The following is a 23,150-nucleotide window of genomic DNA, read 5'->3' on the forward strand; positions in this document are numbered from 1 at the left end:
CACCGTGCTGGCCATGGATCCGCCGGTCCGTGACGCCCTGTTCGACCGGGCCGCGCTCGACCGGCTCACCACGCTCGCCGACACCGATCCCGCCCTGGCCGTAGCGGACTTCGCCGACCCGGCGGCGGCCGGGCCGCTGGCGGCCGCCGAGGTGCTGCTCACGGGCTGGGGCTGCCCGCCGCTGACGGGCAAGGCGCTGGCGCGGATGCCGCGGCTGCGGACGGTGGTGCACGCGGCGGGCTCGGTGAAGCACCACATCACGCGCGCGTGCTGGGAACGCGGCCTCACGGTCGCCTCGGCGGCCGGCGCCAACGCCCTGCCGGTGGCCGAGTACACGGTCGCCGCGATCCTCTTCTCCGGCAAGCGCGTCCTGCACGCGGCACACGTCTACCGGGAGAAGCGGGCCTGGGTGAACGCCCTGGACGTGATCGGCGACGGCGGCAACCACCGCCGTACGGTCGGCGTGGTGGGTGCCTCCCGGATCGGCCGCCGGGTCATCGAGCTGCTGCGGCCGTACGACCTGACGGTGCTGCTGTACGACCCGTACGTGGACGCCGCGGAGGCGGAGCGGCTCGGCGTGCGCCGCGTCGACCTGGACACGCTGGCCCGCTCCAGCGACACGGTCACCGTGCACGCCCCCGAACTGCCCGAGACACGGCACCTGTTCGACCGTGCCCGGCTCGCCCTCATGCCGGACGGGTCGACGCTGGTCAACACCGCGCGCGGCTCCCTCGTCGACACGGCCGCGCTGACCGAGGAGCTGGTCTCGGGCCGCCTGTACGCGGTCCTTGACGTCACCGACCCTGAGGTCCTGCCGCCCGGCTCACCCCTGTACGACCTGCCCAACGTGCTGCTCACCCCGCACATCGCGGGCTCCCTCGGCAACGAGCTGGGGCGGATGGCGCAGGCGGCGCTGGACGAGCTGGAGCGATACGCGCGCGGGCTGCCGTACGCCGACCCGGTGCACGCGGACCACCTGGGCCGCTCGGCCTGAGCACGTGCAGAGGGAGGGGCGGGCCCCGCTGGGGTCGCGCCCCTCCCCCGCGCCGGCTCACTCCTGGTGGGCCACCGCCCGCCGCGGCAGCGCCACGCACAGCCCCGCGCAGACCAGGAAGGCGGCCGTCACCCACGGCATCACCGAGGTGAGCGCGTCGGTCAGCCCCTGGTCGGCGTGGCCGAAGAACAGGGTGCCGAAGACGGCCGCGCCGAGCGCCCCGCCGAACTGCTGGGCGGTGGAGAAGATGCCTGACGCCCCGCCGGCCAGGTCGGCGGGCACGGCGGACAGGACGACGTTGACCAGCGGCACGACGAGGAAGCCGAGGCCGGCGCCGGCGACCAGCAGACCGGGCACCAGCGGCCAGGCCCCGGTGTGCGCGGCGGCGGCGCCCTCGACGGCGGCCCACACCCAGCCGAACCCGCCGGCCATCAGCAGCGCCCCCGCGGCGAGGACCGTACGGCCGTACCTGACGGCGAGGGTGTCGGCGACGGGGGCGGTGAGGAAGCCGCCCGCGGAGAAGGCCACCATCAGCACGCCGGCCTGCATCGGCGTGTATCCCTCGCTGCCCTGCAGCCAGATGGTGAAGACCAGGAAGAAGCCCTGCATGCCGACCGAGAAGAGCAGCTGGACCAGGGCGCCGACGGAGAACGCGGGCAGGCGGAAGGCGCGGGCGGGCAGCAGCGGGGTCGTACCGGCCGCGGGCCGCCGTGCCTCGTAGACCCCGAGGGCGACGACCGCGCACACGCCGGCGGTCAGGCACGCCCAGCCCCACACCGGCCAGCCGTTCTCCCGGCCCTGGACCAGTGGCAGCACGATCGCGACGAGACCCGCGGCGAGCAGCAGGCTGCCCGGCAGGTCGGGCCGGCCGGCGGAGCGTTCCCTCGTGGCGGGGACGAGCAGCAGGCCCGCGGCGAAGGTCGCGGCCGCGACCGGCACGTTCACCAGGAACACCGACCGCCAGCCCCAGCCGAACAGGTCGGCGTCGGTCAGGACGCCGCCCAGCAGCAGCCCCACTGCGGAGGCGAAGCCGGCGACGGCGCCGTACATCCCGAAGGCGGCGCCCCGTTCCTTGCCGTGGAAGAGGGTGCGGAAGGAGCCGAGCACCTGCGGTACCAGGACGGCCGCCATGACGCCCTGCACGGCGCGGGCGGCGATCAGCTGGCCCGGTGTCTGGGCGACGCCGCAGGCGAGGCTGGCCAGGCCGAAGCCGGCGGTGCCGGTGAGGAAGAGGGCGCGGCGGCCGAGGCGGTCGCCGAGGTGCCCGGAGACGATCAGCGCGGCGCCGAAGCCGAGCAGGTAGGCGGAGACCAGCCACTGCAGGTCGCTGGGCGAGGCGTGCAGGTCGCGGCCGACGGACGGGATCGCCACGTTGACGATGGTGACGTCCAGCAGGTCCATCAGGGCGGCCACCATCATCACGGCGGCGGCGGCCCAGCGGCGCGGGTGGGGCCGCGGTGCGGCGGGCGGGCGGGAGGCGGTCAGAGGCGTGGTCATGGGAGGTCCCCCAGGGCTCGGAGAGGGGTCGATCGGAGAGAGGTGGATTTATTTCGTTCGACCGAACGAAATAGTTGCACTCGGACGACCGCGCCCGCAAGTAGTTAGTTCGACCGAACGAAATTTTTGCTAGCCTGAGCCGCATGACCACGGGCGAGGAAGAACGGCGGGCCGCGACCCTGGCCCGGCTGATGGAGGTGGGGCGCGCCCACAGCGCCGTCACGGTGATGTTCCATTCGGCGGTCGCGGCCAAGCAGGGCCTGAACGCCACCGAGGAGAAGACGCTCGACTACCTGGAGCGGCAGGGGCCGCTCACCGCCAAGGACCTCGCGCGGCTGACCGGACTGGCACCGGCGTCCGTCACCGGCCTCGTGGACCGCCTCCAGGCCAAGGGGTTCGTACGGCGCGTCGCGCACCCCACCGACAAGCGCCGCGTCCTGGTCGAGCTGAACCGGGAGAGGATCGGGGAACTCGCCGTGTTCTTCGAGGACTGGGCGCGCGACATCGTCGAGACGTGCGAGCAGTTCGGCACGGACGAACTGGAGACGGTGATCCGCTTCCTGACCGTGATGGCCGAGGCCCAGCGCAAGGCCGCGGCCCGCCTCGCCGACTGAGGCGGGGCCGACGGAGGCGACCCGGCCGTCAGTGCCGGTCCTCCCCTGCGGTCAGCTGCTCCCGGTACTCCTCGGGCGTGACCTTCGGGATGTGGCTGTGGTCGCCGAACATGACCCGGGCCAGCCGGGCCCGCACCCGCTGGGAGGGGCGTACCGTCCGGCGTACCCCGTTGGCGTCGACGAGCGGCCCGATCTCGTACGGCCGGCTCTGCTCGTGCTGGGTGAGGGTGAACAGCTGCGCCTGCGTCAGGGGCTCGTGGATCTCGACGTACTCGCCGCTCGGCAGCCGCTTGATGGTGCCGGTCTCCCTGCCGTGCAGCACCTTGTCACGGTCGCGGCGCTGCAGGCCGAGGCACATCCGCTTGGTGACGAAGAAGGCGAGCGGCGGCGCGACGAACACGGCGATCCGCACGAACCAGGTGATCAGGTTGATGGACAGGTGCAGATGGGTGGCGACGATGTCGTTGCCGCCGCCGATCAGCAGGACCACGTACAGCGTCAGCCAGGCCACGCCGAGCCCGGTGCGCACGGGGGCGTTGCGCGGCCGGTCGAGGACGTGGTGCTCGCGTTTGTCGCCGGTGACCCAGGCCTCGACGAAGGGGTAGACGCCGATGGCGAGCATGACCAGCGGGAACAGCGCGAAGGGGATGAAGACCCCGAGGACCAGGGTGTGTCCGAAGGCGTTGATCTCCCAGCCGGGCATCACCCGGATCAGGCCCTCGGAGAAGCCGAGGTACCAGTCGGGCTGGGCGCCGGTGGTGACGAGGTCCGGCCGGTAGGGGCCGAACGCCCACACCGGGTTGATGCTCGCGACGGCGCCCATGATCGTCAGCACGCCGAAGACGAGGAAGAAGAACCCGCCGGCCTTCGCCATGTAGACCGGCATGAACGGCATGCCCACCACGGTCCGCTGGTCGCGGCCGGGGCCGGGGTACTGGGTGTGCTTGTGGTAGAAGACCAGGATCAGATGGGCCACCACCAGGCCGAGCATGATCCCCGGCAGCAGCAGGACGTGGACCGGGTAGAGCCGCGAGATGAAGCCCTCTCCGGGGAACTGGCCGCCGAAGAGGAAGAAGTCCAGGTACGTCCCGACGATCGGCACGGACAGCACCGCGCCGTGGGCGAAGCGCAGGCCGGTGCCGGACAGCAGGTCGTCGGGGAGCGAGTAGCCGGTCAGGCCGGTGATGATGCCGAGCATCAGCAGCGTCCAGCCGAACAGCCAGTTCATCTCGCGGGGCTTGCGGAAGGCGCCGGTGAAGAACACCCGCATCATGTGCACGAGCATGCCGGTGACGAAGACCAGCGCCGCCCAGTGGTGGATCTGCCGGATGAGCAGCCCGCCGCGCACCTCGAAGCTGATGTCGAGCGTCGACTCGTACGCCCGGGTCATGATCACGCCGTTGAGGGGCTCGTAGGAGCCGTGGTACGTGACGTCGACCGCGCTCGGCTCGAAGAAGAGGGTGAGCCAGACGCCGGTGAGGATGAGGACGAGGAAGCTGTAGAGGCAGATCTCGCCCAGCATGAAGGACCAGTGGTCCGGGAACACCTTGCGCATCTGGGACTTGGCCAGGGCGTAGACGCCGAGCCGGCCGTCCGCCCAGTCGGCGAGCCGTTCCCCGCGTCCGGGCGCGCCCCGGCGCGCGGAGCGTCCGTCCACCGGCCGTGCGCCGTCGTCCATCCGTCGTCGCCTCCCCGTGGGGTCTCCCTCAGGGTGGCACGCGGACGCGCCCGGGCCAACGGTCTAGGCGGCCGGGCGAGTGACCGCCGCTCAGGCCGGCCGGACGATCCCCCGGGCCCGCGCCGTCGCCAGCCACTGCGGGAACTCGCCCACGAGGCGGTCGTACAGTTCGGCGTCGGAGACCTTCCCGGGGTCGGCGCCCGCGTGAAAGAAGCCGGCGTTGTCGACGACCCGCTTGTCCGGTACGGCCAGCTCGTCGAGCCTGCGCAGGAAGTCGAACTGCTTGCTGTGCGGGTCGCCGAAGCCGATGAACTGCCAGAACAGCGGGAGCGGTGCCGCCTTGCACAGGTACCGCTCGGCGGCGAGCTTGTTGATCGGGCCGCCGTCGGTCTGGAAGACGACCAGGGCCGGTTCCTTGGCGCCGCTGTCGAGGTAGTGGTCGATCACGGCGTCCATGGCGAGGTGGTAGCTGGTCTTGCCCATGTGGCCGAGACCGGCGGCGATCCGCTCGACGCTGCCCCGGTGGTCGGCGAGGGCGATCTCGGTGACCGCGTCGACGTCGGTGGAGAAGAAGACGACCGGCACGCTCCCGTCGTCGTCGAGGTGCGCGGCCAGACCGAGCACCCGGTCGGCGAGCGCCTGCACACTGCCGTCGCCGTAGTACGGCTTCATGGAGCCGGAGTAGTCGACGACGAGGTAGACGGCGGCCCGCAGGCCGTCCAGCCCGTGCTTGGTCAGCGAGACCCCGGCGCTCTTGTACAGGCTGACCAGCGCGGGCGCGGTCTCCTCCACCTTGGTCAGACTGATCGCGGCCATGCGGCCTCCCCCTTCGCACACGTCACCGGCAGCCGAGACTACGGCACACGGACCCCAGCGCTCAGCGACTCCACAGGTGTTCGCTATTTTGTTCGCCGCCGTCCCCACCGGCTCACCGTCCCCCGCCCCACCTGCCAAGGAGCCGGCCTCCGTGGAACCGTCCGAGTCCACCGCTGAACCCTCCGCGTCCACCGGGACGCCCGCGCCCGCCGTCACGACCTGCTACCGCCACCCCAAGGCGGAGACATACGTCCGCTGCATCCGCTGCGACCGCTACATCTGCCCGGACTGCATGCGCGAGGCGGCCGTCGGCCACCAGTGCGTGGAGTGCGTGAAGGAGGGCATGCGCTCGGTGCGGCAGGCCCGTACGGCCTTCGGCGGCCGTATCTCGGCGGTGCCCGCGGTGACGTACACGCTCATCGCCCTGAACGTGCTGGCGTATCTGGCGGAGCTGGTACGGCCCGCCGTCGTGGACCGGTTCGGCATGCTGGGCGCCCATCTGGTCGACACCGACGGGACGCACTACCTCTACGACCCGGCGCTCACCGACCTGCTGCGCCCCGAGGGTGTCGTCGCCGGCGAGTGGTACCGGCTGCTGACCGGCGCCTTCCTGCACCTGCCGGCGACGGACACCCCGTTCGGCGTGGTCCACATCGTGATGAACATGGTGGCGCTGTGGAACCTCGGCCGGGTCGTCGAGGCGCAGCTCGGCCGGGTCCGCTATCTGGCGCTGTATCTGCTGTCGGCGCTCGGCAGCTCCGTGTTCGTGCTGCTCATCGCCCCCGAGCAGCTCACGGTCGGCGCCTCGGGGGCCGTGTTCGGCCTGGGTGCCGCCTACTACGTGATGGCGCGCCGGCTCGGCGCGGACATGGCCTCGGTCAACCGGTACATGGCGGGCCTGCTGCTGTGGATGGTGGTCTCCGCGGGCTTCGCCTCCTGGCAGGGCCACCTCGGTGGTCTGCTGGCCGGCGGCGTGGTCACGGCGGCGTACGCGTACGCTCCCCGCAGCGGCCGGCGCGCGCTGGTGCAGGCCGCGGCCTGTGCAACGCTGCTGGCGCTGCTCGTGCTGTGCGCGTGGGGCAAGGTTGTCGGACTGACGGGAGGAGCGGCCTGACCGGGCCGCGGTGACTGCGATGAAACGTATCGGTTGTCTGGTCCTCGCCGCCGTGCCCGTCGTGGCGATGGGGGTGTTCTACGTCCTCGGCCCCGACGACGCCGACTCCGGCGCCGCGAACGGCCCGTCCGTCTCCCAGGAGCTGAAGGACGCCAAGGCGCGCGCCTCGGGCGCCTCGAAGCGGTCCGAGGACGAGCAGGTGATCGCCGACGCCCCGCCCGGGCTCGCCGCCCCCGCCGCGAAGGAACTGGCCCAGAAGATCGTCTCCAGCGCGGAGAACTCCACGCTGGACTGGCGCGGCGCCTACGGCTCGGTGGAGGACATCGGCGACGGCTGCGGCTACACGGCCGGCATCATCGGCTTCTGCACGGGCACGCACGATCTGCTCGCCCTGGTGGAGAACTACACCAGGGCCCACCCGGGCAACGGCCTGGAGAAGTACCTGCCCGCGCTGCGCAAGGTCGACGGCAGCGACTCGCACGAGGGCCTGGACCCGGGCTTCCCGGCCGCGTGGAAGGCCGAGGCGCGACTGCCCGCGTTCCGCGAGGCGCAGGACACCGAGCGCGACCGGGTCTACTTCGACCCGGCCGTCCGCCTCGCCAAGCTCGACGGCCTCGGCACGCTGGGCCAGTTCGTGTACTACGACGCGATGGTCTTCCACGGCCCCGGCATCGAGGCGGACGGCTTCTACGTGCTGCGCGACCGCGCGCGGGAGAAGGCGAAGCCCCCGGCCGAGGGCGGCGACGAGAAGGCCTACCTCGACGCGTTCCTGGACGTGCGCCGCACCGCGATGAAGCAGCGCCGGGCCACCCTGGACACGTCCCGCATCGACACGGCCCAGCGGCGCTTCCTGGCCGACGGCAACCTGGACCTGCGCACCCCGCTGGTGTGGTCGGTGTACGGGGAGACGTACCGCTTGCCGTAGGCACCGGGGACATGCGGCGGCGCCTGCCAGGTCCGGTCGGGGACAGTGGCAGGCGCCGTCAGTGTTCCGTACGCCTTTGTACGGGACGTTCTTGGGTTGTCCGTCAGACCGCCAGCGCGCGGTCCGTCGGGCGGATCGGGGCCGGCAGGTCGCTGGCCCCGGTCAGGAAGCGGTCGACGCCGCGGGCGGCCGAGCGGCCCTCCGCGATCGCCCACACGATGAGGGACTGGCCGCGGCCGGCGTCACCGGCGACGAACACGCCCGGCACGTTCGTCTGGAAGTCGGCGTCGCGGGCGATGTTACCGCGCTCGTCGAGGTCCAGGCCGAACTGCTCCACCAGGCCGTTCTCCCGGTCGGTGCCGGTGAAGCCCATGGCGAGGGTGACCAGCTGGGCGGGGATCTTGCGCTCGGTGCCCGGCTTCGGGGTGAGCTTGCCGCCGACGAACTCGACCTCGGTCAGGTGCAGCCACTGGACGTTGCCGTCCTCGTCGCCCTCGAAGTGGGTGGTGGAGACGGAGTAGACCCGCTCGCCGCCCTCCTCGTGCGCGCTGGTGACCTTGTAGAGCATCGGGAAGGTCGGCCACGGCTGGGTGACGTTGTCCCGGTCGTCGTTCGGGCGGGGCATGATCTCCAGCTGCGTCACCGAGGCCGCGCCCTGGCGGTGGGCGGTGCCCACGCAGTCGGCGCCGGTGTCGCCGCCGCCGATGACGACGACGTGCTTGCCCTCGGCCGAGATCGGGGGCGCCACGAAGTCGCCCTCCTGGACCTTGTTCGCCAGGGGCAGGTACTCCATCGCCTGGTAGATGCCCTTGAGCTCGCGGCCGGGGACCGGCAGGTCGCGGGCGGTGGTGGCGCCGACGGCCAGGACCACGGCGTCGTACCGCTTCTTCAGGTCCGTCGCCTTCAGGTCGCGGCCGATCTCGATGCCGGTGCGGAAGCGGGTGCCCTCCGCGCGCATCTGCTCGATACGGCGGTTGATGTGCCGCTTCTCCATCTTGAACTCGGGGATGCCGTAGCGGAGGAGGCCTCCGATGCGGTCCGCGCGCTCGTAGACGGCGACGGTGTGGCCGGCCCGGGTCAGCTGCTGGGCGGCGGCCAGGCCCGCGGGGCCCGAGCCGACGACCGCGACGGTCTTGCCGGACAGGCGCTCGGGGATCTGCGGGGCGACGTCCCCGGTCTCCCACGCCTTGTCGATGATGGAGACCTCGACGTTCTTGATGGTCACCGGCGGCTGGTTGATGCCGAGCACGCACGCCGACTCACAGGGCGCCGGGCACAGGCGGCCGGTGAACTCCGGGAAGTTGTTGGTGGCGTGCAGGCGCTCCTGCGCGGCCGACCAGTCCTCGCGGTAGGCGTAGTCGTTCCACTCGGGGATGAGGTTCCCGAGCGGACAGCCGTTGTGGCAGAACGGGATGCCGCAGTCCATGCAGCGGCTGGCCTGCTTGCTGATGATCGGCAGCAGGGAGCCGGGGACGTAGACCTCGTTCCAGTCCTTGACGCGCTCCTCGACGGGGCGGGACTTGGCGACCTCGCGCCCGTGGTTCAGGAAGCCCTTCGGGTCAGCCATTGATCGCCGCCTCCATCATCTTCTCGTGGGTCTCGGACTCGGAGAGACCGGCTCGCTCGGCGGCGTCCTTGGCGGCGAGCACTGCCTTGTACGTGCTGGGGATGATCTTGCTGAAGCGCTCGACGGCCGTGTCCCACTCGGCCAGGAGCTTCGCGGCCACGGTCGAGCCGGTCTCCTCCTGGTGGCGGCGGACGACATCGTGCAGCCACTGCTTGTCGGCCTCGTCCAGCGCCTGTACGGCGTCCAGGTTGCCGACGTTGACGTTGTCGCGGTCCAGGTCGATCACGTAGGCGGCGCCGCCCGACATGCCGGCCGCGAAGTTGCGGCCGGTCTCGCCGAGGACGACCGCGTGACCGCCGGTCATGTACTCGCAGCCGTGGTCGCCCACGCCCTCGGAGACGACCAGCGCGCCGGAGTTGCGGACGCAGAAGCGCTCGCCGACCTTGCCGCGCAGGAACATCTCGCCGCCGGTGGCGCCGTAGCCGATGGTGTTGCCGGCGATGACGCTGTACTCGGCGAGGTGGTCGGCGGCCCGGTCCGGGCGGACCACGATCCGGCCGCCGGAGAGGCCCTTGCCGACGTAGTCGTTCGCGTCGCCCTCCAGGCGCAGCGTGACACCGCGCGGGACGAAGGCGCCGAAGGACTGGCCGGCGGAGCCGGTGAAGGTGATGTCGATGGTGTCGTCGGGCAGGCCCGCGCCACCGAACTTCTTCGTCACCTCGTGGCCGAGCATGGTGCCGACCGTGCGGTTGATGTTGCGGATGGCGACCTGGGCGCGGACCGGCTGTGCGTCCGTCGCGCTCTCGGCGGCCAGCGCGTCCGCGGCCAGCTTGATCAGCTCGTTGTCCAGGGCCTTCTCCAGGCCGTGGTCCTGGGCGATGACCTGGTGGCGGACCGCGCCCTCGGGCAGCTCGGGCACGTGGAACAGCGGCTCCAGGTCCAGGCCCTGCGCCTTCCAGTGGTCCACCGCGCGCTCGACGTCCAGCACCTCGGCGTGGCCGACGGCCTCCTCGATGGAGCGGAAGCCCAGCTCGGCCAGCAGCTCGCGGACCTCCTGCGCGATGAACTCGAAGAAGTTCACCACGTACTCGGCCTTGCCGGAGAAGCGGTCGCGCAGGACCGGGTTCTGGGTGGCGATGCCGACCGGGCAGGTGTCCAGGTGGCAGACGCGCATCATGACGCAGCCGGAGACGACGAGCGGCGCGGTCGCGAAACCGAACTCCTCGGCGCCGAGCAGCGCGGCGATGACGACGTCACGGCCGGTCTTCAGCTGGCCGTCGGTCTGCACGACGATGCGGTCGCGCAGGCCGTTGAGCAGCAGCGTCTGCTGGGTCTCGGCGAGGCCCAGCTCCCAGGGGCCGCCCGCGTGCTTGAGCGAGGTCAGCGGGGAGGCGCCGGTGCCGCCGTCGTGGCCGGAGATGAGCACGACGTCCGCGTGCGCCTTGGACACGCCCGCCGCGACCGTGCCGACGCCGACCTCGGAGACCAGCTTCACGTGGATGCGGGCCTGCGGGTTGGCGTTCTTCAGGTCGTGGATGAGCTGGGCGAGGTCCTCGATGGAGTAGATGTCGTGGTGCGGCGGCGGGGAGATCAGACCGACACCCGGCGTCGAGTGACGGGTCTTGGCGACCCACGGGTAGACCTTGTGGCCGGGCAGCTGGCCGCCCTCGCCGGGCTTGGCGCCCTGGGCCATCTTGATCTGAATGTCGTCCGCGTTGACCAGGTACTCGGAGGTGACGCCGAAGCGGCCGGAGGCGACCTGCTTGATGGCGCTGCGCCGCTTCGGGTCGTACAGGCGCTCCGGGTCCTCGCCGCCCTCACCGGTGTTGGACTTGCCGCCCAGCTGGTTCATGGCGATGGCGAGGGTCTCGTGCGCCTCCTGCGAGATGGAGCCGTACGACATGGCGCCGGTGGAGAAGCGCTTGACGATCTCGGAGACCGGCTCGACCTCGTCGATCGGGATGGGGCCGCGGCCGGTCTTGAAGCCGAACAGGCCGCGCAGCGTCATCAGGCGCTCGGACTGCTCGTTCACGCGCTCGGTGTACTTCTTGAAGATGTCGTAGCGGCCGGTGCGCGTGGAGTGCTGGAGGCGGAAGACCGTCTCCGGGTCGAACAGGTGCGGCTCGCCCTCGCGGCGCCACTGGTACTCGCCGCCGATCTCCAGCGCGCGGTGCGCGGGAGCGATGCCGGAGGCCGGGTAGGCCTTGGCGTGGCGGGCGGCGACCTCCTGGGCGATGACGTCGATGCCGACGCCGCCGATCTTGGTGGCGGTGCCGTTGAAGTACTTCTCGACGAAGGCCTCGTCCAGGCCGACGGCCTCGAAGACCTGGGCGCCGCGGTAGGAGGCGACGGTGGAGATGCCCATCTTGGACATGACCTTCAGCACGCCCTTGCCGAGGGCGTAGATCAGGTTCTTGAGGGCCTTCTCGGGCTCCAGGCCGTCGAGGAAGGTGCCCGCGCGCAGCAGGTCCTCGACCGACTCCATGGCCAGGTACGGGTTGACCGCGGCGGCGCCGTAGCCGATGAGCAGGGCCACGTGGTGGACCTCGCGGACGTCGCCGGCCTCGACCAGCAGGCCCACCTGGGTGCGCTGCTTGGTGCGGATGAGGTGGTGGTGTACGGCCGCGGTGAGCAGCAGCGAGGGGATCGGCGCGTGCTCGGCGTCGGAGTGGCGGTCCGACAGGACGATCAGGCGGGCGCCGTTCTCGATGGCGGCGTCGGCCTCGGCGCAGATCTCGTCGATGCGGGCGGCCAGGGCGTCGCCGCCGCCGTGCACCCGGTACAGGCCGGACAGGGTCGCGGCCTTGAAGCCGGGCATGTCGCCGTCTGCGTTGATGTGGATGAGCTTGGCCAGCTCGTCGTTGTCGATGACCGGGAAGGGCAGGGTGACCGAGCGGCAGGAGGCCGCGTTCGGCTCCAGCAGGTTGCCCTCGGGGCCCAGCGACGAGCGCAGGGAGGTGACCAGCTCCTCGCGGATCGCGTCCAGCGGCGGGTTGGTGACCTGCGCGAACAGCTGGGTGAAGTAGTCGAACAGCAGCCGGGGGCGCTCGGAGAGCGCGGCGATCGGCGAGTCGGTGCCCATGGAGCCGATCGGCTCGGCGCCGGTGCGGGCCATCGGGGCGAGGATGACGCGCAGCTCCTCCTCGGTGTACCCGAAGGTCTGCTGGCGGCGGGTGACCGAGGCGTGGGTGTGGACGATGTGCTCGCGCTCGGGCAGGTCGCTCAGCTCGATCTCGCCGGCCTCCAGCCACTCGGCGTAGGGAGCGGCGGCGGCGAGCTGCGCCTTGATCTCGTCGTCCTCGATGATGCGGTGCTCGGCGGTGTCGACGAGGAACATCTTGCCGGGCTGCAGGCGGCCCTTGCGGACGACCTTCGCGGGGTCGATGTCGAGGACGCCGACCTCGGAGCCGAGGACGACGAGGCCGTCGTCGGTGACCCAGTAGCGGCCGGGGCGCAGGCCGTTGCGGTCGAGGACGGCGCCGACCTGGGTGCCGTCGGTGAAGGTGACGCAGGCCGGGCCGTCCCAGGGCTCCATCATCGTGGAGTGGTACTGGTAGAAGGCGCGCCGGGCCGGGTCCATGGAGTCGTGGTTCTCCCACGCCTCCGGGATCATCATCAGCACGGAGTGCGGCAGCGAACGGCCGCCGAGGTGCAGCAGCTCCAGGACCTCGTCGAAGGAGGCGGAGTCGGAGGCGTCCGGCGTACAGACGGGGAAGAGGCGGTCCAGCTCCTTGTCCCCGAACAGGTCGGAGACGAGCTGGGACTCGCGGGCGCGCATCCAGTTGCGGTTGCCCTTGACGGTGTTGATCTCACCGTTGTGGGCGACGAAGCGGTAGGGGTGCGCGAGCGGCCACGACGGGAAGGTGTTCGTGGAGAACCGGGAGTGCACGAGCGCGATCGCGGAGGCGAAGCGGCGGTCGGACAGGTCGGGGAAGAAGGGCTCCAGCTGGCCGGTGGTCAGCATGCCCTTGTAGACGATGGTCCGCGCGGACAGCGACGGGAAGTACACGCCCGCCTCGCGCTCGGCGCGCTTGCGCAGCACGAACGCCTTGCGGTCCAGGTCGATGCCGGTGCTGGCGCCGTCGGTGACGAAGATCTGGCGGAAGGCCGGCATCGTCGAGCGGGCGGTGGCGCCCAGCAGTTCGGGCGCGACGGGCACCTCGCGCCAGCCGAGGACGGTCAGGCCCTCGTCGGCGGCGATCGCCTCGATCTGCGCGACGGTCTCCTCGGTGCCCTCCTCCGGCAGGAAGGCGATACCGACGGCGTAACCGCCGGCCGCGGGCAGCTCGAATCCGGCCACCTCGCGGAAGAAGGCGTCCGGGACCTGGGAGAGGATGCCCGCGCCGTCGCCGGAGTCCGGCTCGGAGCCGGTGGCACCGCGGTGCTCCAGGTTGCGCAGGACCGTCAGGGCCTGCTCGACCAGCGCGTGGGACGCCTCGCCGGTGAGGGTGGCGACGAAGCCGACGCCGCAGGCGTCGCGCTCGTTGCGGGGGTCGTACATACCCTGCGCAGCAGGGCGAGCATCCATGAAGGACCAGTTCTGGCCATTCGCGGAATGCTGGGACGGCTGGCGCGGCGTACGCATCGGCTCTCCCGTCGTCGTCATGTGGCATGTGCAAGTGCCGAGGGACGACGTTGGCCCTCTGCGATGTGAAGCACCCGGAATGAACCGGGCGCAAAATTTCGTGCAGGTTACATGATGGAGCGGTTCTCGGGAACCGGATACTCCGTTCCAGCATGCGGACGCCGCGGGGGGTGTGGCGGGGTGATGTGACCCCGTTTCCCCGTGGCGGAAAGTATGTGGGGGCCGTCGCGGACAGATCGATGTCCGTCGGCCCGAAAGCGGGGCGGGCGCCGTCGCCCGTCCCGTGGGTGCGCCGCAGGCCTCATTGCCCACAGCGCTTACGGCTCATGCCCGGTGGTCATCCAGTCGAAACCAACGGGTAACGGGGTACTTATGCGGCCCATCGCATAAGTACCAGCCGCGTCATCCTACGGCCGTTCCGAACAGGCTGCCCAGGACGTACGTCACACCGGCGGCGGCACCACCCAGGGCAAGCTGACGCAAACCGCTGTACCACCAGGTCCGCGCGGTCACCTTGGCGACGACGGCACCGCAGGCGAAGAGACCGAACAGGGCGAGCAGCAGGGCCGGCCACAGCGCGGTGGCCCCCAGCAGGTAGGGCAGCACCGGCAGCAGCGCGCCGAGCGCGAACGAACCGAACGACGACACGGCCGCGACCAGCGGGGAGGGCAGGTCGCCGGGGTCGATGCCCAGTTCCTCGCGGGCGTGGATCTCCAGCGCCTGCTCGGGGTCCTTGGACAGCTGCCGGGCCACTTCCCGGGCGAGTTCCGGCTCGACACCCCGGGCCTCGTACAGCGCGGCGAGTTCGGCCTCCTCGTCCGCGGGGTGCTTGCGCAGTTCGCGCCGCTCCACGTCGAGTTCCGCCTCGACCAGCTCGCGCTGGGAGGCGACGGACGTGTACTCGCCGGCGGCCATGGAGAAGGCGCCGGCGGCGAGACCCGCGAGCCCGGTCAGCACGATGGTCTGCTGGGCCACGGAGCCACCGGCCACACCCGTCATGAGGGCGAGGTTGGAGACGAGGCCGTCCATCGCACCGAAGACGGCGGGGCGCAGCCAGCCCCCGTTGACGTCGCGGTGCGTGTGGTTGTCGCGGTGCGCGACATGGAGTGCGGCTTCGGTCTCGATGATGGCCACGGGAGTCCCCCAGGAAGCTAAGGCAAAGCTAAGTTTGGACGCGTTCTATCTTTCGACAACGCTAAATGTACGCCGCCGCATTCCCGTTCGCCAGCAAGGAAAGGCTGGGCTAACCTGCGACTTTCCCCTCCGACGCTCATCCGAGTTCCTGACTGCACATATGCAGGACGGGTGACGCTGGGACCTCTGAGGCTGCGCGGCACTCCGCACCGGGGACAGTTCCGCAAAGGGCTGCCTGCCCTGGAAGGAGAGGTGGCGCATGGCATCGATCCGTGAGCGGGCCCGCGGCGCGCTGCTCGGCCTGGCCGTGGGGGACGCGCTCGGCGCCCCCGCCGAGAACCTGAAGCCCTCCGAGATCCGCGCCCGCTGGGGCCGCATCACCGGATACGTCGCCGAGAAGCCGGCCGGTACCGACGACACCGAGTACGCGATCTTCTCGGGCCTGCTGCTCGCCCGGTACGGCGCCGCGCTCACCCCCGCCCTGGTGGAGGCGGCCTGGCACGAGTGGATCGCCGACCGCGACGAGGGCCGCTTCCGCGGGGCCGGCTTCAGCGAACGCGGCACCCTGGAGAACCTGCGCCGTGGCCTGGCCGCGCCCATCTCGGCGCAGCACCGGCACGCCTGGAGCGACGGCCTCGCCATGCGGGCCGCCCCCTTCGGCGTCTTCGCCGCGGGCCGCCCGGCCGAGGCGGCCCGGCTCGTCGCGATCGACGGCTCCGTCAGCCACGACGGGGAGGGCATCTACGGCGGTCAGGCGGTCGCGGCCGGGGTCGCCGCGGCGATGGCGGGCGCCCCGCCGACCTCGGTGGTCGCGGCGGCCCTCGCGGTCGTGCCGGACGACTCCTGGACGGCGCGCTCCCTGCGCCGCGCGGTGACCGCCGCCCACCGCGGCGAACGCGCGGTCCGCTCCGCCGTCGTCATCGGCGGCTACCCCTGGACCGACCTCGCCCCGGAGGCCGTCGCCCTGGCCTTCGGCGCGTACGCGGCGGCCGACGGTGACTTCCGCGAGGCGGTGCTGACGGCCGTCAACATGGGCCGCGACGCCGACACGACGGCCGCGGTGGCGGGCGCGCTCGCCGGAGCGACCCAGGGCATCTCGGCCATCCCCGCCGACTGGACCGAGCCCATCGGCCCGTGCCGGGGCAGCTGCCTGCCGGCGATGCGGGGCCGGCATGTGCTGGAGGTGGCGGATCTGCTGGTGGGGGAGGCGACGGTGCCGGATGCGGTGACAGAGCTTGTGGCGGTGCCCTCTCTCCCGACAGTGTCGGGTGGTGGGTGGGCGAAGGACCGGGAATCCAGGGGGCGGAGCCCCCTGGTGGCTGCGGGAGACGGCGGTGCCGTGGCGCCGACCCCTCTGGTGGCTGCGGCAGATGCCGGTGCCGTGGGGCCGACCTCCGTCGTGGCCGCAGTGGACGCCGGCACCGAAGCCGAGGCCCGCCCATGAGCCGCCGTATCGAGGGACTCCTCCTCGGGCTCGCCGCCGGCGACGCCGCCGGATGGCCCGCCGCCCGGCACCGCGCGGCGAGGCTGCCCGACTGGACCCGCCGCCTCACCCGCGAGCTGGACACCTTCGCCGAGCAGAACGCCACCACCACCCTCCCCGTCCCGATCGCCCTCAACCAGCCCCCCGAACCCCTCCGCCTCGGCCCCTCCGACGACGCCGAGTGGGCGGTCTTCGCCGCGGAGGCGGTCCTGCGGGCCGGCGACGACACCGCCCTCGGCGACCTCAGCCGCGCCCGCCGTATGCGCGCCGCGATCGACCTGACCTGGAACGCCGTAGCCAGCGAGGTCTCCGCAGCCGCGGACCGCGCCCCGGAGGTGGAGTCGGCGGTCCTCCCCCTGCGCGCCCGCATCTCCGTCCGCGCCGGCCTCGGCAACCTCGCCACCGGCCTGCGCCCGCCGGCGACCGGCCACGACAACCCGCACTACTTCGACGACGCGGCCTGCGTCCGCGCCTGCGTCCTCGCGATCGCCCACCCCGGCGACCCCGAACAGGCCGCGGACCTGGCCGAGTTCGACGCCCGCTACACCCAGGACGGCGACGGCGTGCACGGCGCCCGCGCCATGGCGGCGGCCCTGTCCCTCGCCCTGACCGGCGCGGACCCGGACGCCTGCGTCACCGCCGCCCTCGCCGAACTCCCCGAGGAGACGGAGATCGGCCGCAACGCCCGCCACGCCCTGCACCTCGCCCGCACCGCCGAGGGCGCCTTCGCCCTGGTCCCGCCCCTGGAACACCAGATCGTCGACCACGTCTACAGCTACGGCATCGCCGCCGCCGAGACCGTCCCCGTGGCCCTCGCCCTCGCCACCGCCGCCCGGGGCCGTATCGCGGAGGCGGTCCCCGCGGCGGCCTGCCTGTCCCGGGTCGCGGACTCGGCGCCCGCCCTGGCCGGCGCCCTGACCGGCGCGCTCGGCGGCGGCGCCGCGATCCCCGCGTCCTGGCGGGAGACCTGCCGCACCCTCTCCGGCTGCGTCCTGCCCCGCCTCACCGGCACCGACCTGGTGGAACTCGCCGGACTCCTGGAAGCCGTACAACCGGCCCTTCCAGGAGGATGATTCGGGGCATGACGCCCAAAGGAGATGAAACCCTGGAGGCCCGGATCACCGGTGCCCTGGTCGGCGCGGCGGTCGGCGACGCCCTGGGCGGCCCCGTGGAGGGCTACAGCCCCGACCAGATCCTCCAGCGCCACGGCGGCCGGATCCACGGCATCGTCGGCCCGTGGAACGGCGACGCCTGGCGCACCGCCCGCCCCCTCGCGCCGTACCACAAGGGCGACGGCCACGTCACCGACGACACCTTGATGACGCACGCCCTGATCCGGGTCTACGACCGGGTCCGCGACCACCTCGACGCGTACGCGATCGCCGAGCACCTGGTCCCGGACCTGATGACGAACCCGCGCTGGATCCCGGAGCTGGAGGCGGAGGCTCTCCCCCTGCAGCGGGTCTTCCTCGCCGAGAAATGGCTGGTGGCCCGGATCCACTACGGCCATGTCGACCCCCGCGAGGCCGGCGTCGGCAACATCGTCAACTGCGGTGCGGCGATGTACATGGCCCCGGTCGGCCTGGTCAACGCGGCCCACCCGGCCGCCGCCTACACCGAGGCACTGGACGTCGCGGGCGCCCACCAGTCGTCGTACGGCCGTGAGGCGGCGGGCGTGTTCGCCGCGGCGGTGGCGGCGGCGGCCACGCCCGGCGCCACCCCCGACTCGGTCGTGGGCGCCTGCCTGTCGCTGGCCAAGGACGGCACCCGCGCCGCGATCGAACGGACCTGTGAAGTGGCCGCACAATACGGCGACTTCGAGTCCGCGCTGGTCCCGCTGCGGGAGGCGGTCGCGCCGTACGACACGGTCGGCCCCGACTACCGCGCCCCCTCCCTCGGCGCCCGCCGCCCCTCCCGGCTGCACGCCATCGAGGAACTGCCCGTCGCGCTGGCCATGATGCTGATCGCGGGGGGCGATCTGCGCCACGCCGTGCTGGGCGCGGTGAACTACGGCCGGGACTGCGACTCCATCGCCACCATGGCCGGCGCCCTGACCGGCGCCCTCGGCTCCCCGGTCCCCGACGACTGGTCCAAGCGGGTCGCCGAGGCCAGCCGCCTCGACCTGTGGGAGCCGGGCCGCACACTGACCGCGGTGGCCCGGGAGGTGTTCGAACGGGACGTGCGGCGGCGCCGCGCCCACGAGCAGGCCTTCACCGCCCTGGGAGGCGCCGGATGCTCCGACTGACCTGGGTCCAGCCGGAGGACCTGATCGGCCACGAGCTGCGCCAGGCCGCGCTGGACGGCCGCGAGCCGAAGGCGATCGCCGCGCGGTGGCGGGCGGCGGGCGGCCCGGACGCCCCGGCCCGCGCGGGTGCCTCGGCGCGGCCGGCCTCCCGCTACCTGCGGCAGCTCGCCGAGGACCTGCTGGACGAACTGGCCGACCTGCCCAGCCGGCTGGCGGACGACGAGCCGACCGGGCTGGAGCGGATCAAGGCCCTGTGCCCCGACTGGCCGGCCCCCGCGCCCGCGCGCGCCACCACGGCCGCCCGGCTGGAGGCCGCCTGGCTCGGCCGGGCGGTCGGATGCCTGCTGGGCAAGCCCGTGGAGAAGCTGCCCCTGGACGGCATCCGCCGGCTCGCCGCCGCCACCGGCAACTGGCCGCTCACCACGTACTTCACCGCCAAGGGCGTCCCGCAGGACCTCCTCGACGCCCACCCCTGGAACCGCCGCTCGGCCGCCACCTCCCTCGCCGAGACCATCGACGGCATGCCCGAGGACGACGACCTCAACTACCCGCTGCTCAACCTGCTCCTCCTGCAACGCCACGGCCGGCACTTCACCACCGCCGACGTCGCCCGCGTATGGCTCGACGAACTGCCCGCCGGCCGTACCTTCACCGCCGAACGCGTCGCCTACCGCAACCTGCTGTCCGGCATCGAACCCCCGCACACGGCCCGCCACCGCAACCCCTTCCGCGAGTGGATCGGCGCGCTGATCCGCGTCGACCTGCACGGCTGGACCAACCCGGGCGACCCGGCCGCCGCCGCCGAACAGGCGCACCGCGACGCCGTCCTGACCCACACCGCCAACGGCGTGTACGCGGCGATGTTCGCCGCCGCCGTCATCGCGGCCGCCGCCGGCGGCACCCACGACGTCCACGCCTGCCTGCGCACCGGCCTCACGGTGGTCCCGCCCCGCTCCCGGCTGGCCCGGGCCGTGCGCCACGCCGTCGAACTCGCCCGGACGACCCCGGACTTCGACGCCGTCGTCGACGCGCTGCACACCGCCTACTCCCCCACCCACCACTGGGTCCACGCCGTCCCCAACACGGCCCTGACCGCCGCCGCCCTCACCCACGCCGACGGCGACTTCACCGGCTCCGTCTGCCGTGCCGTCTCCGGCGGCTGGGACACCGACTCCAACGGCGCCACCGCCGGCAGCGTCGCCGGGCTCCTCGCCGGCCGGCCCGCCGCGCTCCCCGACCGCTGGACGGCCCCGCTGAAGAACCGGCTCGCCACATCCGTCGGCGACTTCGACGGCACCGGCTTCGACACCCTGGCCCAGCTGACCCATCTGGAGGCGTCCCGCCCATGACGCACATCGTCGTGCTCGGCAGCACGAACATGGACCTCGTCGCCTACGTCGAGAAGGCGCCGCAGCGCGGCGAGACCGTGACGGGCCGGGAGTTCCGCACGATCCCCGGCGGCAAGGGCGCCAACCAGGCCGTCGCCGCGGCCCGCGCGGGCGCCACCGTCTCGATGATCGGCGCCGTCGGCAACGACGCCTTCGGCACCCGGCTGCGCACCGGCCTGGAGCACTCGGGCGTGAACACCGACCACCTGCGCACGGTCGAGGGCCCGTCCGGCACGGCCCACATCGTCGTCGACGACGAGGGCGGCAACTCCATCGTCGTCATCCCCGGCGCCAACGGCACCGTCGACCACCTCGTCCCCGGCGACGAGGGCCTGATCGCCTCCGCCGACGCGCTGCTGCTCCAACTGGAGATCCCCATGGCGGCCGTCCTGGCCGGCGCCCGCACCGCCCGCGCGCACGGCGTCCGGACGGTCCTCACCCCGGCCCCGGCCCGCCCGCTGCCGCCCGAACTGCTCTCCGGCGTCGACCTGCTGGTGCCCAACGAGCACGAGGCCGCCGCCCTGACCGGCGTCCCCGACCCGTTCGCGGCGGCCGACGCCCTGCTGGCGCAGGTGCCGGAAGTGGTCGTCACCCTCGGCCCGGCCGGCTGCCTGTACGTCACCCGCGGCGCCGAGCCGCTCGCCGTGCCCGCGCCGCGGGTCACCGCCGTCGACTCGACCGGCGCGGGCGACACGTTCGTCGGCGCGCTCGCGGTGGCACTCGCCGAGGAGCGGCCCGTACGGGAGGCGCTGACCTGGGCCGCCGCCGCGGCCGCCCTGTCGGTGCAGCGGGAGGGCGCGTCGGCGTCGATGCCGTACCGCTCCGAGATCGAGGCGAGGTACACCGCATGACCGCCGCCCCCCTCACCGGACTGCGTGTCCTCGACCTCGCCACGCTGTTCGCCGGGCCCATGGCCGCCACGCTGCTCGGCGACTTCGGCGCGGAGGTCGTCAAGGTCGAGCACCCGTCCAGACCCGACCCCTCACGCGGGCACGGCCCGGCCAAGGACGGCATCGGCCTGTGGTGGAAGGTCCTCGGCCGCAACAAGCGCGCCATCACCCTGGACCTGTCCCGGCCCGGCGGCCGGGACACCCTGCTGCGGCTGGCGGCCGGCGCCGACGTCGTCATCGAGAACTTCCGCCCCGGCACCCTGGAGAAGTGGGGCCTGGGCTGGCCGCAGCTGTCCGCGGCCAACCCGGGCCTCGTCCTCGCCCGTGTCACCGGCTTCGGCCAGTTCGGGCCGTGCGCCCACCGCCCCGGCTTCGGCACCCTCGCCGAGGCGCTGAGCGGCTTCGCCGCGGTCACCGGGGAACCCGACGCGCCCCCGACGCTGCCGCCGTTCGGGCTGGCCGACTCCATCGCGGGCCTCGCGACGGCGTACGCCGTGCTGACCGCGCTCACGGCCCGCGCGCACACCGGGCGCGGCCAGGTCGTCGACCTCGCCCTCATCGAGCCGATCCTGGCCGTCCTCGGCCCCCAGCTCACCTGGTACGACCAGCTCGGTCACGTCCAGGAACGCACCGGCAACCGCTCCGCCAACAACGCCCCGCGCAACACCTACCGCACCGCCGACGGCACCTGGGTGGCCGTCTCCACCTCGGCCCAGTCCGTGGCCGAGCGCGTGATGCGGCTGGTCGGCCGGCCCGACCTGATCGACGAACCCTGGTTCGCCACCGGCGCCGAGCGCGCCCGTCACGCCGACGTCCTCGACCCGGCGGTCGGCGACTGGATCGCCGCGCGCGGCCGGGACGAGGTGCTGGCCGAGTTCGACAAGGCGGAGGCCGCGATCGCACCCGTGCAGGACGTACGGGACGTGGTGGCCGACCCGCAGTACCGGGCGCTCGGCACCGTCGCCACCGTCGACGACCCCGACCTCGGCCCGCTGCGCATGCAGAACGTCCTCTTCCGGCTCTCCGACACCCCCGGCGCGATCCGCTGGGCCGGCCGGGCGCACGGCGCGGACACCGAGGCCGTCCTGGCCGAGCTGGGCCTGAGCGCGGCGGACGTGGCGGCACTGCGCGCGGAGGGCGCGGTATGACACGGGGGTCCGGGGCGCAGGGGGCGTCCGGTGTGCCGGGGGCGACGGGTGTGCCGGGGGCGACGGGTGTGCCCCCGGCGACCGGTGTGCCGGGGACATGCGGTGGGCCGACGGCGGCCGGGGCGCCGGGAGCGTCCCGTGTGCCGACGGCGGCCGATGTGCCGACCGGGTCCGCCACGCCCCCGCTGACCTGGTTGTACGTCCCCGGGGACCGGCCGCGCACGGTGGTGAAGGCGCTGGGGGCCGGCGCCGACGTGGTGGTGGTCGACCTGGAGGACGCGGTCGCGCCGGACCGCAAGGAGTACGCCCGCGCCGCCACCGCCGAACTGCTCGGCGAGCCGCAGCCGGTGCCCGTCCACGTCCGCGTCAACGACCTGGACGGCCCGCTCGCCGCCGCCGACCTGGCCGCGGTGGCCGCCCTGCCCGGTGTGTCCGGGCTGCGGCTGCCGAAGGTCACCTCGCCCGCGCAGATCGTCCGCGTCGCCGAGCGCACGGCCCCCGTCGGCGGCGGGGTGCCCGCCCTGTACGCGCTGCTGGAATCCGCCCTGGGTGTGGAGCTGGCCCACGCCATCGCCACCGCCCATCCGGCGCTGCGCGGGATCGCCCTCGGCGAGGCCGATCTGCGGGCCGACCTGGGCGTGCGGGACGACGCCGGGCTGGACTGGCCGCGCTCCCGGGTGGTCGTCGCGGCGCGGGCGGCCGGGCTGGCCCCTCCCCCGCAGTCGGTGCACCCCGACACCCGCGACCTGGTGGGGCTGGCGGCGAGCTGTGCGCGGGGCCGCGCCCTGGGCTTCCTGGGCCGCGCGGCGATCCACCCGCGCCAGCTGCCGGTGATCGAGCGCGCCTACCTCCCCACCCGGGAGGAGATCGAGCAGGCGGAGACGGTGGTGGCGGCGGCTGCCGCCGAGCAGGGCGCCCAGGCCCTGGCGGACGGCCGCTTCGTGGACGAGGCGGTGGTGGTGGCGGCCCGGCGGACGCTGTCGCTGGCCCACCGCCGCTGAGCCGGCCCCGCCCCGCGCACGGCGAAGGGCGCCCGGAAAGCCCCGGGCGCCCTTCGTCACCGTGGATCCGG

The 23,150-nt window shown here is 73.1% G+C and carries 17 protein-coding genes; 11 read left to right on the top strand and 6 right to left on the bottom strand.

Annotation, left to right across the window (positions count from 1 at the left end; translation table 11 throughout):
* Window positions 1-13 precede the first annotated feature (13 nt).
* Window positions 14-994 (top strand): hydroxyacid dehydrogenase, encoded by a 981-nt coding sequence (locus IE308_RS34785; protein WP_190220943.1) that lies wholly within the window; start codon window positions 14-16, stop codon window positions 992-994.
* A gap of 57 nt (window positions 995-1,051) precedes the next feature.
* On the opposite strand, the gene IE308_RS34790 is transcribed toward IE308_RS34785, so the two are convergent.
* Window positions 1,052-2,491 carry an MFS transporter gene (locus IE308_RS34790; RefSeq protein ID WP_190220944.1) on the bottom strand — a complete coding sequence of 480 codons (1,440 nt, stop codon included), beginning with the start codon at window positions 2,489-2,491 and terminating at the stop codon, window positions 1,052-1,054.
* Between the two features lie 143 nt (window positions 2,492-2,634).
* On the opposite strand from IE308_RS34790, the gene IE308_RS34795 reads away from it, so the two are divergent.
* Window positions 2,635-3,105, top strand: coding sequence for a MarR family winged helix-turn-helix transcriptional regulator (locus IE308_RS34795; RefSeq protein ID WP_190220945.1), 471 nt, complete (start codon window positions 2,635-2,637; stop codon window positions 3,103-3,105).
* Between the two features lie 28 nt (window positions 3,106-3,133).
* On the opposite strand, the gene qcrB is transcribed toward IE308_RS34795, so the two are convergent.
* Window positions 3,134-4,783, bottom strand: coding sequence for a cytochrome bc1 complex cytochrome b subunit (gene qcrB / locus IE308_RS34800; RefSeq protein ID WP_190220946.1), 1,650 nt, complete (start codon window positions 4,781-4,783; stop codon window positions 3,134-3,136).
* A gap of 90 nt (window positions 4,784-4,873) precedes the next feature.
* Window positions 4,874-5,599, bottom strand: coding sequence for a vWA domain-containing protein (locus IE308_RS34805; protein WP_190220947.1), 726 nt, complete (start codon window positions 5,597-5,599; stop codon window positions 4,874-4,876).
* Between the two features lie 151 nt (window positions 5,600-5,750).
* On the opposite strand from IE308_RS34805, the gene IE308_RS34810 reads away from it, so the two are divergent.
* Both IE308_RS34810 and IE308_RS34815 read left to right on the top strand, forming a co-directional pair.
* The gene (locus tag IE308_RS34810) at window positions 5,751-6,713 is read left to right on the top strand and encodes a rhomboid family intramembrane serine protease (RefSeq protein WP_229909356.1); all 963 of its coding nucleotides are present in this window, start codon (window positions 5,751-5,753) and stop codon (window positions 6,711-6,713) included.
* Window positions 6,714-6,732: 19 nt separating this feature from the next.
* Window positions 6,733-7,638 carry a chitosanase gene (locus IE308_RS34815; protein ID WP_190220949.1) on the top strand — a complete coding sequence of 302 codons (906 nt, stop codon included), beginning with the start codon at window positions 6,733-6,735 and terminating at the stop codon, window positions 7,636-7,638.
* Window positions 7,639-7,741: 103 nt separating this feature from the next.
* On the opposite strand, the gene IE308_RS34820 is transcribed toward IE308_RS34815, so the two are convergent.
* The 3 genes from IE308_RS34820 to IE308_RS34830 all read right to left on the bottom strand — a co-directional run bounded on the left by IE308_RS34820 (window position 7,742) and on the right by IE308_RS34830 (window position 14,924).
* A complete protein-coding gene (locus tag IE308_RS34820) occupies window positions 7,742-9,205 on the bottom strand; it encodes a glutamate synthase subunit beta (RefSeq protein ID WP_110627559.1) in 1,464 nt (487 codons plus the stop codon).
* Window positions 9,198-13,790: a glutamate synthase large subunit gene (gltB, locus tag IE308_RS34825; protein WP_190220992.1), complete on the bottom strand. Its 4,593-nt coding sequence runs from the start codon at window positions 13,788-13,790 to the stop codon at window positions 9,198-9,200. The genes IE308_RS34820 and gltB overlap by 8 nt, the downstream gene beginning before the upstream one ends.
* A 402-nt stretch (window positions 13,791-14,192) precedes the next feature.
* A complete protein-coding gene (locus tag IE308_RS34830; protein ID WP_110627561.1) occupies window positions 14,193-14,924 on the bottom strand; it encodes a VIT1/CCC1 transporter family protein in 732 nt (243 codons plus the stop codon).
* Between the two features lie 259 nt (window positions 14,925-15,183).
* Between IE308_RS34830 and IE308_RS34835 the strand changes: the two genes are divergently transcribed.
* From IE308_RS34835 to IE308_RS34865, 7 genes are all read left to right on the top strand, one after another.
* Window positions 15,184-16,368: an ADP-ribosylglycohydrolase family protein gene (locus IE308_RS34835; protein ID WP_229909358.1), complete on the top strand. Its 1,185-nt coding sequence runs from the start codon at window positions 15,184-15,186 to the stop codon at window positions 16,366-16,368.
* On the top strand, window positions 16,365-17,480 hold the full coding sequence (locus IE308_RS34840) for an ADP-ribosylglycohydrolase family protein (RefSeq protein ID WP_190220950.1): 1,116 nt from the start codon (window positions 16,365-16,367) through the stop codon (window positions 17,478-17,480). Before IE308_RS34835 ends, IE308_RS34840 begins: the two co-directional genes overlap by 4 nt.
* 8 nt (window positions 17,481-17,488) lie before the next feature.
* Window positions 17,489-18,652: an ADP-ribosylglycohydrolase family protein gene (locus IE308_RS34845; RefSeq protein WP_190220951.1), complete on the top strand. Its 1,164-nt coding sequence runs from the start codon at window positions 17,489-17,491 to the stop codon at window positions 18,650-18,652.
* Entirely contained in the window at window positions 18,640-20,001 is a 1,362-nt protein-coding gene (locus IE308_RS34850; RefSeq protein ID WP_190220952.1) for an ADP-ribosylglycohydrolase family protein, read from the top strand. The genes IE308_RS34845 and IE308_RS34850 overlap by 13 nt, the downstream gene beginning before the upstream one ends.
* On the top strand, window positions 19,998-20,891 hold the full coding sequence (gene rbsK / locus IE308_RS34855; RefSeq protein WP_110627565.1) for a ribokinase: 894 nt from the start codon (window positions 19,998-20,000) through the stop codon (window positions 20,889-20,891). Before IE308_RS34850 ends, rbsK begins: the two co-directional genes overlap by 4 nt.
* Window positions 20,888-22,078: a CaiB/BaiF CoA transferase family protein gene (locus IE308_RS34860; RefSeq protein WP_190220953.1), complete on the top strand. Its 1,191-nt coding sequence runs from the start codon at window positions 20,888-20,890 to the stop codon at window positions 22,076-22,078. Before rbsK ends, IE308_RS34860 begins: the two co-directional genes overlap by 4 nt.
* Window positions 22,079-22,218: 140 nt before the next feature.
* Window positions 22,219-23,079: an HpcH/HpaI aldolase/citrate lyase family protein gene (locus IE308_RS34865; RefSeq protein WP_229909359.1), complete on the top strand. Its 861-nt coding sequence runs from the start codon at window positions 22,219-22,221 to the stop codon at window positions 23,077-23,079.
* The last annotated feature ends 71 nt before the right edge of the window (window positions 23,080-23,150 follow it).

This window comes from Streptomyces griseosporeus, from assembly GCF_014656055.1.
GTDB classification, from domain to species: Bacteria; Actinomycetota; Actinomycetes; order Streptomycetales; family Streptomycetaceae; genus Streptomyces; species Streptomyces griseosporeus.